The following is a 15,623-nucleotide window of genomic DNA, read 5'->3' as shown; positions in this document are numbered from 1 at the left end:
GCGCCGTGGAGCGCGCTTTCAGCCGGCCGTGAGTGCTTTCAACTCGTCGGCCTGGTGCTCGCGCGTGAGCGTGTCCACCAGCTCGTCCAGATCGCCCTGCAGCACCTCGGGAAGCCGGTACAGCGTGAGGTTGATGCGGTGATCGGTAATGCGGCCCTGCGGGAAGTTGTAGGTGCGGATGCGCTGGCTGCGGTCGCCCGAGCCCACCTGCAGGCGTCGCGATTCGGCCTGCACGGCGGCCTGCCGGCTGCGTTCGTCATCCAGCAGGCGCGCCTTGAGCAGGCTCAGCGCGCGGGCGCGGTTCTTGTGCTGGCTGCGTTCGTCCTGGCACTCCACCACGATGCCGGTGGGCAGGTGGGTGATGCGGATGGCGGAGTCGGTCTTGTTGACGTGCTGGCCGCCGGCGCCGGAGGCGCGGAAGGTGTCGGTCTTGAGGTCGGCCGGATTGATGTCGATGTCCTCGATCTCATCCATCTCGGGCAGGATCGCCACCGTGGCGGCCGAGGTGTGGATGCGTCCCTGCGACTCGGTTTCCGGCACGCGCTGCACGCGATGCGTGCCCGATTCGAACTTCAGGCGGGAATACGCGCCCTTGCCCTCGATGCGCGCCACCACTTCCTTGTAGCCGCCGTGTTCACCGTGGTTTTCGCTGAGCACCTCGACATGCCAGCGGCGACGCTCGGCGTAACGCGTATACATGCGGAACAGGTCGCCCGCGAAAATGGCGGCCTCGTCGCCGCCGGTGCCGGCGCGTACTTCGAGGTACAGGTTCGCCTCGTCGCGCGGATCCTTCGGCAGCAGCAGGATCTGCAGCTCGTCATCCAGCGAGAGCAGGCGCGCTTCCAGGCGCCCGATATCGTCCTGCGCCATATCGCGCATTTCGGGATCGTCGAGCATGGCCCGCGTTTCGCCGAGTTCGCGCTCGGCCTGGTCGTGCTCGCGCAGCGAGGCCGCCACCGGCTCCAATTGCGCGTATTCGCGCGACAGCTCGCGAAAGCGGTTGTTGTCGGCGAGCACATCGGGCTGCGCCAGCAACAGGCCGATCTCCTCGTGGCGTTCGGCGAGGGATTCGAGCTTGCGGCGGATCGAAGGGGTCATGGGCGACGGGACGAGGGGAGAGGGGCGAGTAGCGAGGCGCCAGCACGAACGCTGATGCCGTGGGGCGGGATAGCGGCAGAGATTAGCGCAGGTGCGAGAGGCGAAACGAGCGAAAGGGAGGGATGCGCCCTCGCTACTCGTCCCGCTCCCCGGGTTCGGTGAGGCCGTAGAGGCGGCCCGCCGCGTGCAGCAGTTCCATGTCGCCACTCAACGCGGCATCGCGCAGGCGGGCGCTGGGATGGTGCAGCAGCTTGTTGGTCAGTGTGTTGGCGAGGAACGCGAGCGCCTCGTCGGGAGACTTGCCGCGCGCCAGCATGGCACGCGCCTTTTCCAGCACTTCGTCGCGGTAGATTTCGGCATGCTGGCGCATGTCCACCGCCGGGTTACGCACCGTAAGTGCCCGGCGCCAGGCCATATAGCGCTCGACCTGGAGGTCGATGATGGCGTCGGCCTCGCGGGCAGCGGCTTCGCGCGAGCGGATATTGTCGTCGATGACCTGGCGCAGATCGTCGATGCCGTACAGGAAGACATCGCCCAGCTCCCCCACCGACGGTTCGATGTCGCGCGGCACGGCGATGTCCACCATGAACATCGGCTTGCGCCGGCGCGTGGCGATCGCCTTCTCTACCATCGCATGCGTCACCACCGGTTGGCGCGCGGCGGTGGAGCTGATGACGATGTCGGCATCAGCAAGATGTTGCGGGAGGTCCTGCAGCGAGATGGCATAGCCGCCATGGCGGCTGGCCAGTTCCTGGGCGTTCTCCAGCGTGCGGTTGGCCACGATCAGTTTGCGCACGCGTTTGTCCACCAGATGGCGCGCGGCCAGCTCGATGGTGTCGCCCGCGCCAATCAGCAGCACGCAGGCGTTGCGCAGGTCGGCGAACACCTGTTCGGCCAGGCGCACCGCGGTGAAGGCGACCGAGACGGTATGCGCGCCAATGCGCGTGTCCGTGCGTACGCGCTTGGCGACCGCGAACGTGTGCTGCAGCAGGCGCTCCATCGGCGCGCGCAGGGCCTGGGCATCGCGCGCCTGCTGATACGCGTCCTTCACCTGGCCCAGGATCTGCGGCTCGCCCAGCACCATCGAGTCCAGGCCGGTGGCGACCCGGAACATGTGGCGGACCGCGGCATCTTCATCGTGTCGATACAGGAACTCATCCAACTTGTTCGCAGTCAGCTGATGGTGCCGGCTGAGCCATGCCTGGGGAACGCCTTCAGCTCCTGCCGTGACGCTCACGTAGAGTTCGGTACGGTTGCAGGTGGAGAGGATCATCGCCTCTTCCACGCCGGGTTCGCGGGCGAGCGCCTGCAGCGCGGCGGCCGTGGCCTCCGCGTCGAATGCCACTTGTTCGCGCAGGGTGACCGGCGCGGTGAGGTGATTGAGCCCGAGGGCGATCAGCGTCATGGTTGAGGGCGATTCGAGGCGGGAAGCATCCGGCGGCGTAAACTAGGGGTTAGCACCGGCCGTTCTAGAGTAACAGCGGCCGTAACAGACGGATGAGCGGAGAATAGTGTGCTGAGCAGGTGGTCCAAGTTCAAGCAACTGCGGCATTTTGCGGCGAGCGGGATGGTGGTGCTGACGCTGGCTGCCTGCGCCGTGGCGCCTGGCAAGCATGCCGGCGCCCCGGCGTCCGCCGCCCAGCCGCTGAATCACCTGGTGGTGGGGACGTCTGACGCGGACCACGATCTCGTGGCCCAGCTGATGGCTGGCGAGATGGCGCTGACCCATACCGATCTCAAGGGGGCTTCGGCCGCCTACGGCCGGGCCATGATGCTTTCCAGCGATCCGCGCGTGGCGGAGCAGGCGGCGGCCCTGGCCATCGCCGTGCGTGACGTGCCTGCCGCGGAAACCGCCATCGCGCGCTGGAAGACCCTGGGTGCCAAGCCTGCGCCGCTGGCCCAGGCGCGGGCCGAGCTGGCGCTGTCTCAAGGCAATACGGACGAGGCCCAGCGGCAGCTTGAGCTGCTGGTCAACACGGGCGACCCGGATGCCTGGCGCCAGTTCGGCCGGGTCCTGCTGGGCAGCCGCGATGCCGCCCAGGCCGCGCAATTGCTGGAGGCGGTGGCCACGCCGCAACGACTGCCGCCCGATCCACAGGCCTGGCTGGCGATGAGCGAACTCGGCGACAAGCTGGAGCGCCACGCCTATGCGCAGCAGATCGCCGATGCGGCCATGAAGCGCTTCGGTACCGCGGAAACCTACGCCTGGGCTGCCCAGATGAAGTTCCGCAGCGGCGACAAGGCGGGCGCCAAGGTGCTGTTCGACAAGGCGCTGGCCAAGGATCCGAAGAGCACCCGGCTGCGCCTGGCCTACGCGACCCTGCTGGGGCAGAGCGGCGACGACGCGGGCGCCGCCCGGCTGCTGGACAGCGGCCCGCAGGACGCAGACACCTACGCCTTGCGCGCGGCACTGGCCGCCCGCAGCAACGACACCAAGACGCTGACCCGCCTGTACAGCCAGTTGCAGCGATCGCCGAAAGAGACGCAGCAAAGCAGTGCCTATCTGCTGGGCCAGCTCGCCGAAATGCTGGACCACAAGGAGGAGGCGCTGAAGTGGTACGGCCAGGTGCCCGACGACGACGAGCACGCCTTCGACGCGGACCTGCGCAGCGCCGTGCTGCTGCAGGCCACCGGTCGCAGCGCCGAGGCCCATGAGCAGCTGGCACAGATGCAGACCGACTATCTCGATCAGCCGGCACTGCTGCGCCGCGCCTACGAGGCGGATGCCGAGTTGTACATGGACGAGCAGGAGTACGCGCAGGCCGAGCATGCCTTCAGTCGGGCCCTGCAGGTGATGCCGGATGATCCGTCGTTGCTGTACGGACGGGGCCTGGCCTATGCCGAGGAGGGTCAGGTCGACCAGGCGGTCACGGATTTCCGGCGCCTGCTGGAGATCAAGCCAGACGATACCGACGCCATCAACGCGCTCGGCTACACCCTGGCCGATGCCAATCGCGACCTGTCCGAGGCGCAACGGTTGATTGAAACGGCTCGCGCGGCGCGGCCAAACGATCCCGCCATCCAGGACTCCTGGGGCTGGCTGCAATACCGGCTGGGCCATCTGGACCAGGCCGAAACCACCCTGCGCAGCGCCTGGATGGCCAACAAGGACGCCGATGTCGGCGTGCACCTTGGCGAGGTGCTATGGAAGCAGGGGCGCCAGGAGGACGCGCGACGCGTGTTCGACGAAGTGCGTAAGATCGACCCGCAAAGCGCCAACCTCCACAACACTCTCAAGCGCCTCAATCCATGAAGCTTCCTGTCCGTCTACTTGCGGTGGCGTTGCCGCTGCTGCTCGCTGCCTGCGCCCATCGGGAGCAGGTCCGTCCCGTGCAGCCCAAGGTCGACTACTCGGTCCTGCTCGATCAGCAGCGGGCCCGCGAGCACCTGCTGGCCAACACCGATCACTGGGTCCTGCGGGGCAAGCTCGGCGTGTCCGGCGTGGTCGATGGCAAAAGCCAGGGGGGCAGCGGCACCCTGACCTGGACCCAGAACGGTGACGACTACCAGTTCGAGGTGCACGGCCCGGTGGGCAGCAAGAGCTTCCGCCTCAGCGTGACGCCCGATGGTGCGCTGCTGGAAGGGGTGGAAGGCGGCCCCCGGCGCAGTCCGGACGCCGAGTCCCTGGTGCAGAACGTGTTGGGCTGGCATGTGCCGCTGCGTGACCTGCGTGCCTGGGTGCTTGGCCTGCGCGCCGACAGTGGTCCGGCCGAGCTGAAATTCGGCGACGACGGCTTGCTGTCGCAGCTGACCCAGGATGGCTGGAACGTCAGCTATCCCGGCTGGGACATCACGCGCAAACCCGCCGTGCCGACCAAGGTGTTTGCCGAAAACCCACCGTACAAGGTCAGGCTGTCGGTGGAATCCTGGAGCATTCAATAGCACTCGCCCCAGGGGATAAACCCCAAAAGCCCTGCCTATGACCTTCCATATCGAGCGCGCCCGCCCCGACCAGGTTGATGCCCTTTGCGCCATCGAGCGCGCCGCGGTGGAGTTGTTCCGTGGCCATCGGGCCTGGCCGTCGTACCGGCGCGTATCGGTGCCGCCCGAGGTGTTGCGCGAGGCAATTGCCCGCGGCCTGGTCTGGGTCGCGGTGATCGGCTCAGGCGAGCCGGTCGGCTTCGTGTGGCTGGATGCGGAAGAGGGTGGCGATGCGATTGGCATTGCCGAGATGGATGTGTTGCCGTCGCACGGCCGGCGCGGCATTGGCGCCGCCTTGTTGGAGCACGCCTGCGGCTGGGCGCGAGCGGCTGGCTATCACAGGGTCGATCTCGGCACTCTGGTGGATGTGGCGTGGAATGCGCCGTTCTACGCCAAACATGGTTTCACCGCGGTCGACAAGGACGATCTGCGCTTCGCTTTTGCCCGTGAACGCGATCGCGAAAACGGCTTTCCCGATGACTTGCGCGTGTTCATGAGCCGGCCCTTGGCACCGCTGTCGCCGGGTGAGTGGTCGGTGTGGCCGGCTCCGGCCAAGCTGAACCTGTTCCTGCGTATCACCGGCCGGCGAGCCGACGGCTATCACGAGTTGCAGACGGTTTTTCAGCTACTCGACTGGGGCGACGAAATCTCCCTGCGCGTGCGCCACGACGGCGAGGTTCACCGGCTCACCGATGTGCCCGAGGTCCCCGCCGACACCGACCTGGTGGTGCGCGCCGCCCGCTTACTGCAGCCGCATGCGCCTGCCGGCGCGGGCGCGGACATCGAGCTGGTCAAGCGCATCCCCATGGGCGGCGGCCTGGGCGGCGGCAGCTCCGATGCAGCAACCGTCCTGGTGGCCTTGAACTGGCTGTGGGGTGCCGGGCTGGGCGAGGACGAACTGGCCGACCTTGGCCGCCAGCTGGGTGCGGACGTGCCCGTCTTCGTGCGCGGTCGTTCAGCCTGGGCCGAGGGCGTCGGCGAAAAACTGACGCCGCTGACCCTGCCGAGGGCCTGGTATGTGGTGCTTGAGCCGCATGAACACGTGCCCACCGCAGCACTTTTTCAAGCGCCTGAATTGACACGAAATGCGCCGCCAGCGACAATTTCATCCTTTGCTTCGGGCGAAACTGTCGAGAACACGTTCACCCCCGTAGTCCGCGCGCGTCATCCGCGCGTGGCGGCGGCGCTGGACTGGCTCGGTGGATTTGGTCGGGCAAGGCTTTCCGGCAGCGGTGCGTGCGTGTTCCTGGAGACGGAGTCCCCGGAGCGTGCCGAAGCCGTAGCGCAACGTTGTCCTCCCCGCTTTACGGCCCATGTGGCCATGGGGGTGAATACGTCCACGCTGCATGTGACCCTGGCGCGCCATCGTGGTGTCGGCAGGGCAGGCAAGTAACAGAAACATCCAGTGATACTGGGGCGTCGCCAAGCTGGTTAAGGCACGGGATTTTGATTCCCGCATGCGCAGGTTCGAATCCTGCCGCCCCAGCCATTCCACACAATGGCTCAGGTTCAAATAAATGACAGTCGATACGTCCGGCCCGATGCTCTTCACCGGCAATGCGCACCGTGCGCTCGCTGAGGATGTCGCCCAGCGTCTTGGCGTGCCCCTGGGCAAGGCGCTGGTCGGTCGCTTCAGCGACGGCGAGACCCAGGTGGAGATCGAAGAGAACGTCCGCCGCCAGGAAGTGTTCGTGCTGCAGCCCACGGGCGCGCCGAGTGCCGAGAACCTGTTCGAGCTGCTGGTGCTGGTGGACGCGCTCAAGCGCGCCTCGGCGGCCAGCGTCACCGCGGTGATGCCGTACTTCGGCTACGCCCGCCAGGATCGTCGCCCGCGCTCGGCGCGCGTGCCGATCACGGCGAAGCTGGCGGCGCGCATGATCGGCACCGCCGGTGTCGATCGCGTGCTGACGGTGGACCTGCACGCCGACCAGATCCAGGGCTTCTTCGACATCCCGGTGGACAACGTGTATGCCTCGCCGGTGCTGCTGGCCGACATCTGGCGCAACCACAGCATGGACGACCTGATCGTGGTCAGTCCGGACGTGGGTGGCGTGGTGCGTGCCCGCGCGATGGCCAAGCGCCTCGATGATGCCGACCTGGCCATCATCGACAAGCGCCGCCCGAAGGCGAACGTGGCGACGGTGATGAACATCATCGGCGACGTCGACGGCAAGACCTGCGTGCTGGTGGACGACATCGTCGACACCGCCGGTACGCTCTGTGCGGCAGCTGCAGCCCTGAAGGAGCGCGGCGCCCGCAAGGTGGTGGCGTACTGCGTGCATCCGGTGCTGTCGGGTGCGGCCATCAGCAATATCGAAGGCTCCCAGCTCGACCAGCTGGTGGTCACCAATACCTTGCCGCTGCGCCCGGAAGTGCAGGCCTGCGCCAAGATCCGCCAGCTCTCGGTCGCCGAGCTGCTGGCGGAAACGATCCGCCGCATCGCCTTTGGCGAGTCGGTGAGTTCGCTGTACGTCGATTGAGTTTCTGGTGGCGGGCGTCCTCGCCCGTCACCGTTTTATGACTCCTCTGGTCGCGGGGGAGTCACCTGGGCTGCCGCGAGGCGGCTTCTTCAAACTGAAGGCAATACTGAAATGGCCACGACTCATGAAATCAAGGCAGTAAGCCGCAAGGACGAGGGGAAAGGTGCGAGCCGCCGCCTGCGTCACTCCGGCTTCGTGCCTGCTGTTGTCTACGGTGCCGGTTCGGCTCCGGAGAGCATCCAGATCGAGCACAACACCATCCTGCTCGCCGCCAAGCACGAGTGGTTCTTCTCCTCCGTGCTCGACCTGAACGTCGACGGCAAGGTGCAGAAGGTGCTGGTGCGTGACTGGCAGAAGCATCCGTTCAAGCTGCAGATGCTGCACATGGACTTCCTGCGCGTCGACGAGAACGCCGCCATCCGCATCAGCGTGCCGCTGCACTTCCTGAACCAGGAAAAGTCGGCCGCCGCCAAGACCTCGGGCGTGGTGATCTCGCACAACCTGACCGAAGTGGAAATCTCCTGCCTGCCGAAGGACCTGCCGGAGTTCATCGAACTCGACCTGGCCGACGTCAAGCCGGGCGACATCATCCACCTGTCGGAGCTCAAGCTGCCGAAGGGCGTGGAGATCGTTGCACTGCACCTGGGCGCCGACCACGACATCGCCGTCGTCACCGCCAACACGGTGAAGGAAGAAGTCGAGGCCGCTCCGGCCGAGGGCGAGGCCGCTCCGGCTGCCCCGGCCACCCCGGCGCCGAAGAAGTAAGTCGCAGCGGTCCGCACCCGTCCTGGGAGCGGACCGCACGCGAGCTTGCTGCCTTCCATGGCGGGACTGCGCCTTATCGTCGGACTGGGTAACCCCGGTGCCGAATATCTCCGAACCCGGCACAACGCCGGGTTCTGGTTTGTTGACGCCCTGGCGTCAGGGCAGGGCGAGCGCTTCGGTTTCGACGGCAAGCTGCATGGCGAGACCTGCAAGGTCCGCATCGGCGGCACGCCGGTATGGCTGCTCAAGCCCTCCACGTTCATGAACAAGAGCGGCATCGCCGTGGTTTCGGCGTTGCGCTACTACAAGATCGAGCCGGAAGAGTGCCTGGTCGCTCATGACGAGCTCGACCTCGATCCCGGCACCGTGCGCCTGAAGTTCGATGGCGGCCATGGCGGCCAGAACGGCCTGCGCGACATCGTGGCGCATCTCGGTCACGCGAAATTCCATCGCCTGCGGGTTGGCATTGGCCATCCCGGCCACAAAGACAAGGTAACGCCTTGGGTGCTTGGACGCCCGTCCGTGAAGGACGAGGACGCCATCGTCAATGGCATCGCGCGCGCGCTCGATGTGCTGCCGCTTGCGGTCGACGGCCAGTTCGACAAGGCCATGCAACACCTACATACCCCGGGAGGGGTGAATGGCGATCGTGGCAACGGCAACAAGACGCCGGTCTGAACACCGCTGCCTGAATCCGTCCGCCACGCGACTAACCACCTTTCCCCAGCTTTCAGTTTCCCGGAGTCCCCATGGGCATCAAATGCGGCATCGTCGGCCTTCCTAACGTCGGCAAGTCCACCCTGTTCAACGCGCTGACCAAGGCGGGTATCGCTGCGGCCAACTTCCCGTTCTGCACGATCGAGCCGAACGTGGGCGTGGTGCCCGTGCCCGATCCGCGCCTGCAGGCGCTGTCGGACATCGTCAATCCGCAGAAGGTGGTGCCGACCGCGGTCGAATTCGTCGACATCGCCGGCCTGGTGGCGGGTGCGTCGAAGGGCGAGGGCCTCGGCAACAAGTTCCTCGCGCATATCCGTGAAGTGGACGCAATCGCCCACGTCGTGCGCTGCTTCGAACACGGTGACATCGTGCACGTGGCCGGCAAGGTCGACCCGATCGCCGATATCGAAACCATCGATACCGAGCTGGCGCTGGCCGACCTGGACTCCGTCGAGAAGGCCCTGAACCGCGCCGAGCGCGCCGCCAAGGCCAACGACAAGGAAGCACAGGCGAAGAAGCCGGTGCTGCAGAAGCTCGCCGCCGGCCTCAACGAAGGCAAGTCGGCGCGCAGCCTGGGCCTGGACGAGGAAGAAAAGGCGCTGGTGCGCGACCTGTTCCTGCTCACGCTCAAGCCGCTGATGTATATCGCCAACGTGCGCGAAGACGGCTTCGAGAACAACCACCATCTCGATGCGGTGCGCGAACGCGCGATCACCGAAGGCGCCGAAGTGGTACCGGTGTGTGCGGCCATCGAAGAAGAGATGGCCCAGCTCGACGACGCCGACCGCGACGAATTCCTCAAGGACCTCGGCCTCGACGAGCCGGGCCTCAATCGCGTGATCCGCGCCGGCTACAAGCTGCTCAACCTGCAGACCTACTTCACCGCCGGCGTGAAGGAAGTGCGCGCCTGGACCATCAAGCGCGGCTTCACCGCGCCGCAGGCTGCCGGCGTGATCCATACCGACTTCGAGCGCGGCTTCATCCGCTCCGAAACCGTCTCCTACGACGACTTCATCCAGTACAAGGGCGAAGCCGGCGCCGCTGCTGCCGGCCGCCTGCGCAAGGAAGGCAAGGACTACGTCGTCAAGGACGGCGACGTGTTGCACTTCCTGTTCAACGTCTGACGCAGCATCGCCAGCCATCAGAAAAAAAAGAGGGCCGCGTGAATCAATCACGCGGCCCTTTTAGTTTGACGTCAGTGCCTATGGGTTAGAACTTGACCGTGACGCGGGCCCAGAAGTAGCGGCCCATGAAATCAAAGTCGCTCGGGTCGCTATTGGCGTTGAGCGTGTTGTTGGCGTAGAGCATGGGCGGCTGCTTGTCGAACAGGTTGTTCACGCCAAAGTCCAGGCGCGTGTTGATCGGCTGGATGTTGTAGCCGAGCGAAACATCGTTGTAGATCGTCGAGCCGTACTTGAGGATCGTGCCCGATTCGCCGTCCGGATAGGTGTCGTAGATCGAACCCGCGGCGCCGCCGTTGGAGAAGCGGCCCGTGTAACGCATGCGCCACTGGGCATTCCAGCCCCCCGCCTGCCAGTTCACGAAACCCTGTCCACGCCAGCGTGGGAACAGGCAGATGCCGGCGTTATCCGGGCATGCTGCCGATTGTGCCGAGCCGTAGGGCAGGAAGCGGCCGGCGTTCTCGTAGGTGATGTTTCCCGCCACGCCTGGGGACGTCTGTTGCGTGTAGTACCTCAGATAGGTGGCATTGACGCCCACGTTGAACTGGCCGAAAGAGAACTGCGGCAGTTTGTAGTTCGCCGACCAGTCGATGCCGCTGGTGCTGATGCTGCCCAGGTTACCAGTGGGCTCGACCGTGGCCGGGGAAATCTGGCCTGTGGCATCACGATGAATGTACTGGCAGTAGATGGTGGAGCCGGCCGCGCACAGGTTGAGCAGGCTCTGCAGGCCAACGCTGGTGATGGTGTCGTTCAGGGTCACACGCCAGAAGTCGACGGTGGTCGACAGGCCGGGCACGTACGACGGGCTGTAGACCATGCCGAAATCATACGACTTGCCATGCTCCGGCTTGACCTGGAAGCCCGCCACGCGGGAGCCCTGGGTGACCGTGCCCGCCTGGGTCTGCGATTTCACGAAGCTGTTCACGAACGAGCCATTGGTGGGGACGTTCTGGCAAGCCAGCGCCAGCGGTGAGCCTGCCGGTGCGCCGGTGAAACCGGTGCACGGATCGGTGTGGATCATCGGTGCGTCGGAGCCGGAGTCGTAGAGCTCGCCCAGCGACGGGGCGCGGAACACGTCCTGCATCGTACCGCGCAGCAGCAGGTCCTCGAACGGCTTGTATTCGAGTGCGAACTTGAAGTTGTTGGTGCTGCCGAAGCTCTGGATGCGTGAGTAGCGGCTGCCGATCGTCAGGTTCAGCGACTGCACGCCCGGAAGGCCCGAGAGCACCGGGATCAGCGTCTCGGCATAGACCTCCTTGGTGTTGTAACCACCTTGTACGGCGCTGAGGCATTGGCTGCCCAGCACGCAGTTGCCCGTGGCGGGATCGAGCAGGAGTTGCGGCGCGGGGATCGACCTCTTGTACTCCGTGCGATATTCAGTGCCGAGCGCCAACTGCACGACACCGGCCGGGAGGTTGAACAGTTCGCCGCTGATGCCGGCATGCCAGGTTTTTTCGATCGAGTACTCATTCGAGGGCGCGGTGACGCTGGCCGCACGGATCGCCGCCACAGAGTTCGTCGAATTGACATCGAAGGGGTTGAATTGGCAGGCGACGACGCTGGGGCAGCTGAGGCCGGGTGACGCGGTGGCGAGGCCGTCCGCACCAATGGTCGAGGCTCCGGTGAAAAGCTGCGTCTGGTCAACCAGTCCAGCGGTGGTGGTGACGATGCTCTGGTGGCCGTAGTTGTAGCCGGCGTCCCAGTTCCAGTTCTTGTCGAAGACGGTGAAATCACCCTTGAAGCCGGTATTGATCTGGGCGTCAGTACGACCGTTCATGGCCATGCGATTGCCATTGGAGACCAGGCGCGAGCCCAGCGTCCGGTACTCTGGATGGGCCTTGGTGGGAACGGCAAAACCCACGTTGAACGGGTTAAACGCGTTGTATTGACTGATATCGGCCCCGGTGCCCGTGCCATAGACGGCGGGCGCGAGCTGGAAGTTGGACGAGGTCTTCTGGTAGATCGCATCGACGTAAGCGGTGACGTGGTCGGTCAGGCGATAGTCGGCAAAGATGAAGCCGCCCGTCCGCTCCTGCGGGGTCATGATCAAGTTGACCGAGGCGTAGTTGTATTTGTCAGCAGAGGTATAGCAGTGGTAGTTCGTCGGGTTGACCGCCTGGCTGTTGCCACCGGGGCTCAGCGACACGTACGGGCAACCGAACTGGCCAGCAAGACCCGAGGCGGCGGTGCCCTTGGATGGGTCCGCGACGGTGCCGGGAAGCTGGATACGACCTACGGGCGTGTTTGACGAGCCGCCGATGATCACCTGACTGCCGGTAAGCGTCAGCGCGTTCTTCGAGAAGGCGCGGTTGGCCGACTCAACACCGTCCTGCTTGTTGTAGTTCAGGCCGGCCATGACGCTTCCCTTGTCGGACGTCTGTCCGAAAGTGAAGGTGTAGCCGCTCTGCTCGCCATCATTGCGATCGGACTGACCGACGTTGGCGGTGAACGTGGCGCCCTGGTAGTTCTTGCGCAGGATGAAGTTGACCACGCCGCCGATCGCGTCCGAACCGTACGTTGCCGAGGCGCCGGTCGGCAGCACTTCGATGCGCTCGATCGCGTCCGCCGGAATGGCGTTCGGATCCTTGCTCAGCAGGCGCTGGCCATTGACCAGGATCAAGGTGCGATTTGAGCCCAGGCCGCGCAGGTTGATGCTCGAATCGCCCTTGCCGCCACTGTTGTTGGTCTGCGGGTTGACGTTGCCGCCGGTCATCGCCGGCAGCTGCTGTACCAGATCGCCCAGGGTCTGCTTGCCGGTGGCCTGGATCTGGGCGCGATCGATGGTGACGACCGGGCTGGCCGTCTCGACATCGACGCGGCGGATCAGCGAGCCCGTGACCGTGACGGTCTCGAGTGTCTTGCTCTTGGCTTGACCGGTCTGCGCATCCTGGGCGAAAGCGGCGGTGCCGCAGGTGCTTGCTGTGAGCACGCCCAACGAAAGTGCCAGACGCACCGACGCGCACAACTTGTTTTCCCCGAATTTCATAGGCCCCTCTCTCTCTCTCTGGTTACGTTCTGGTTAAGAGGGGCTAGACAGTACGCATGAACTCTTCGCCGCGATGTCAGGCAAGCCTGAAAGGCGCATCAGCCGAATTCACTTCACTCCGTTGCGCAGTCACACTTGCGCAGGAAACGCCCTGTTTTCGGGTATGTATCTTCAATGAGCCTTGAGTGACGGACGGCGGGTGAGCAATGGGGATTGCCGAGAATTCGCAGCCATGACGAACTTGCATCTTCGTCTCGCTCGCGCGGATGACGCTCGCGCCATCGGTGTCTTGGCTCGACGCGTCACGCGGCGCTGGATTCTTCCTGGCCAGGCTGACGACGTCGCCACGCTGCTGCTTGCAGGCATGAGCGCCAAATCGATCCGGCAGAAGATCGATGCCGGCCAGCGTTTTCATCTGGCCTTCGTCGATGACGTGCTGGCCGGCGTAGCGGCCATTCGCGATGACAGCCACGTTTTTCAGCTTTTCGTGGGCACGCGCTATCAGGGGCGGGGCATCGCCAGAAAGCTTTGGCATCGCCTCATGCGTGACAGCATCCGGCGAGCGGGTACGCGCTTCTTCACCTTGAATGCCGCCATCGCGGCCGTGCCGGTTTATCTGCGCCTGGGCTTCGAGCCGAATGCTGCGGCCAAGTTACCGGCCAGCAAGATCGTCAGTGTGCCGATGATTTATCGGGTCGGTAGCGTGCGGCATGCCCGGCATCGGGGTTAGGTGCCGGGGTTCCCTATCGCGTCATTCCGTCACGGGGGCATAATTGAGAGCGATCGATCAGTGTCCATTGGAGTAAGCAACCCATGCCTGGAAAGCAGCACGAAGTCAGTTTCCGTTTCCTGGCCCAGCCGACCGACGTGAATTTCGGTGGCAAGGTGCATGGCGGCATGGTGATGAAGTGGATCGATCAGGCCGGCTACGCTTGCGCGGTGGCCTGGAGTGGGGCTTATTGCGTCACGGCCTCGGTCAGTGGCATCCAGTTCGTGGCGCCGATCCTGATTGGCGACCTGGTCACCGTGCGGGCCCGCTTGATCCATACCGGGCGTTCGAGCATGCACCTGGCGGTGGACGTGCTGGCGCGCGACCTGCGCAAGGATGAGCACCACCTCGCCACCAGCTGCGTGATGGTGTTCGTGGCGCTGGACGCCCCGGAAGGCAAGCCCACGCCCGTACCCAGCTGGCTGCCGCGCGACCAGAACGAGCAGCGCCTGCAGCAGCAGGCGATGAAGCTGATGGAGCTGTCCAAGGAGATGGAGCAGCTGGTCGATACCCATGCAGCCCAGAGCATCTAGGGGCGTTCTTGCTCGTCATCCCAGCGGCTCTCAACAACCGGAGGGTTGGGCAAGCTGGGATCCGGTGCCTTTGGAGGGCATGAACGACGCTGGATTGCGGCTTGCGCTGGAATGACGGTCTGGTTGGGCCGCGCACGGGGCAAGGTTGCGATGCCCGCAAAATAATCGCGGAAAAACGCTAAAAATCCCGCGGCAGGTGTTGACAGGTAAGGGGCCGATCCACACAATAGCCGTTCTTTGTTGGAGGGATACCCAAGCGGCCAACGGGGGCAGACTGTAAATCTGCTGGCTTACGCCTTCGGTGGTTCGAATCCACCTCCCTCCACCAGACGATTTCCGCGTAAGGCTGTTTCACCAGGCGGGAGTAGTTCAATGGTAGAACCTCAGCCTTCCAAGCTGATGGTGCGGGTTCGATCCCCGTCTCCCGCTCCATTGAAGTCGTCTTAGGTGTTTTGTTTCGTGCTCATGTAGCTCAGTCGGTAGAGCACTTCCTTGGTAAGGAAGAGGTCGCTGGTTCGATTCCAGTCATGAGCACCATCTCACCGCGGTCCGCGGGTATCATTCCGGTTTTCATCATTTGACTCCATCGGGGTTTTAGGCGTATGGCAAAGGGTAAATTCGAACGCACCAAGCCGCACGTCAACGTCGGCACGATTGGTCACGTGGACCACGGCAAGACGACGCTGACGGCCGCGCTGACGAAGGTTGGCGCCGAGCGTTTCGGTGGCGAGTTCAAGGCATACGACGCGATCGACGCGGCGCCGGAAGAGAAGGCTCGTGGTATCACGATCTCGACCGCGCACGTGGAATACGAATCGCCGGCGCGTCACTACGCGCACGTGGATTGCCCGGGCCATGCCGACTACGTGAAGAACATGATCACGGGTGCCGCGCAGATGGACGGCGCGATCCTGGTGTGCTCGGCCGCTGACGGCCCGATGCCGCAGACCCGCGAACACATCCTGCTGTCGCGCCAGGTGGGCGTGCCGTACATCGTCGTGTTCCTGAACAAGGCCGACATGGTGGACGACGCCGAGCTGCTCGAACTGGTCGAGATGGAAGTGCGCGAGCTGCTGTCGAAGTACGACTTCCCGGGCGACGACACCCCGATCATCCACGGTTCGGCGCTGAAGGCGCTGGAAGGTGATCAGAGCGAAATCGGCGTGCCGGCGA

The 15,623-nt window shown here is 64.7% G+C and carries 13 protein-coding genes and 4 tRNA genes; 14 read left to right on the top strand and 3 right to left on the bottom strand.

Annotated elements, in window-relative coordinates; translation table 11 throughout:
- Window positions 1–18 precede the first annotated feature (18 nt).
- Together prfA and hemA are read right to left on the bottom strand one after the other, a co-directional pair.
- Complete coding sequence (prfA, locus tag OUZ49_RS19550) at window positions 19–1,098, bottom strand: peptide chain release factor 1 (protein WP_266152287.1); 1,080 nt, start codon at window positions 1,096–1,098, stop codon at window positions 19–21.
- A gap of 133 nt (window positions 1,099–1,231) precedes the next feature.
- A complete protein-coding gene (gene hemA, locus OUZ49_RS19545) occupies window positions 1,232–2,503 on the bottom strand; it encodes a glutamyl-tRNA reductase (protein WP_266152286.1) in 1,272 nt (423 codons plus the stop codon).
- Between the two features lie 162 nt (window positions 2,504–2,665).
- Here hemA and OUZ49_RS19540 point away from each other — a divergent pair, with 162 nt between their 5' ends.
- From OUZ49_RS19540 to ychF, 8 genes are all read left to right on the top strand, one after another.
- Window positions 2,666–4,351, top strand: a complete 1,686-nt coding sequence (locus OUZ49_RS19540; RefSeq protein WP_266152350.1) for a tetratricopeptide repeat protein — start codon at window positions 2,666–2,668, stop codon at window positions 4,349–4,351.
- Window positions 4,348–4,980: a lipoprotein insertase outer membrane protein LolB gene (gene lolB, locus OUZ49_RS19535; protein WP_266152285.1), complete on the top strand. Its 633-nt coding sequence runs from the start codon at window positions 4,348–4,350 to the stop codon at window positions 4,978–4,980. Before OUZ49_RS19540 ends, lolB begins: the two co-directional genes overlap by 4 nt.
- A gap of 37 nt (window positions 4,981–5,017) precedes the next feature.
- Complete coding sequence (ispE, locus tag OUZ49_RS19530; RefSeq protein ID WP_266152284.1) at window positions 5,018–6,412, top strand: 4-(cytidine 5'-diphospho)-2-C-methyl-D-erythritol kinase; 1,395 nt, start codon at window positions 5,018–5,020, stop codon at window positions 6,410–6,412.
- Between the two features lie 19 nt (window positions 6,413–6,431).
- Window positions 6,432–6,508, top strand: a tRNA-Gln gene (locus OUZ49_RS19525).
- Window positions 6,509–6,560: 52 nt separating this feature from the next.
- Entirely contained in the window at window positions 6,561–7,499 is a 939-nt protein-coding gene (locus OUZ49_RS19520; RefSeq protein WP_266152349.1) for a ribose-phosphate diphosphokinase, read from the top strand.
- A gap of 111 nt (window positions 7,500–7,610) precedes the next feature.
- Window positions 7,611–8,264: a 50S ribosomal protein L25/general stress protein Ctc gene (locus OUZ49_RS19515; protein WP_266152283.1), complete on the top strand. Its 654-nt coding sequence runs from the start codon at window positions 7,611–7,613 to the stop codon at window positions 8,262–8,264.
- A gap of 57 nt (window positions 8,265–8,321) precedes the next feature.
- Window positions 8,322–8,942 carry an aminoacyl-tRNA hydrolase gene (gene pth / locus OUZ49_RS19510; protein WP_266152282.1) on the top strand — a complete coding sequence of 207 codons (621 nt, stop codon included), beginning with the start codon at window positions 8,322–8,324 and terminating at the stop codon, window positions 8,940–8,942.
- Window positions 8,943–9,013: 71 nt separating this feature from the next.
- Window positions 9,014–10,105, top strand: coding sequence for a redox-regulated ATPase YchF (gene ychF, locus OUZ49_RS19505; RefSeq protein WP_266152281.1), 1,092 nt, complete (start codon window positions 9,014–9,016; stop codon window positions 10,103–10,105).
- An 85-nt stretch (window positions 10,106–10,190) separates the two neighbouring features.
- Here ychF and OUZ49_RS19500 read toward each other — a convergent pair whose 3' ends face one another.
- Window positions 10,191–13,148, bottom strand: a complete 2,958-nt coding sequence (locus tag OUZ49_RS19500) for a TonB-dependent receptor plug domain-containing protein (protein WP_266152280.1) — start codon at window positions 13,146–13,148, stop codon at window positions 10,191–10,193.
- 232 nt (window positions 13,149–13,380) lie between these two features.
- Here OUZ49_RS19500 and OUZ49_RS19495 point away from each other — a divergent pair, with 232 nt between their 5' ends.
- The 6 genes from OUZ49_RS19495 to OUZ49_RS19470 all read left to right on the top strand — a co-directional run.
- A complete protein-coding gene (locus OUZ49_RS19495; RefSeq protein ID WP_266152279.1) occupies window positions 13,381–13,878 on the top strand; it encodes a GNAT family N-acetyltransferase in 498 nt (165 codons plus the stop codon).
- Window positions 13,879–13,961: 83 nt separating this feature from the next.
- Entirely contained in the window at window positions 13,962–14,450 is a 489-nt protein-coding gene (locus OUZ49_RS19490) for an acyl-CoA thioesterase (protein ID WP_266152278.1), read from the top strand.
- A gap of 242 nt (window positions 14,451–14,692) precedes the next feature.
- A tRNA-Tyr gene (locus OUZ49_RS19485) sits at window positions 14,693–14,778 on the top strand.
- Window positions 14,779–14,808: 30 nt separating this feature from the next.
- Window positions 14,809–14,882: transfer RNA gene (locus OUZ49_RS19480), tRNA-Gly, on the top strand.
- A gap of 29 nt (window positions 14,883–14,911) precedes the next feature.
- A tRNA-Thr gene (locus OUZ49_RS19475) sits at window positions 14,912–14,987 on the top strand.
- A gap of 65 nt (window positions 14,988–15,052) precedes the next feature.
- Window positions 15,053–15,623, top strand: a 571-nt coding sequence (locus OUZ49_RS19470; RefSeq protein ID WP_266152277.1) for a GTP-binding protein, incomplete at its 3' end; no start/stop codon positions are given.

This window comes from Dyella halodurans (assembly GCF_026283925.1).
Lineage (GTDB): Bacteria > Pseudomonadota > Gammaproteobacteria > Xanthomonadales > Rhodanobacteraceae > Dyella > Dyella halodurans.
The sequence above is the reverse complement of the archived record's forward strand: the minus strand, read 5'-3'. Positions and strand labels throughout refer to the sequence as shown.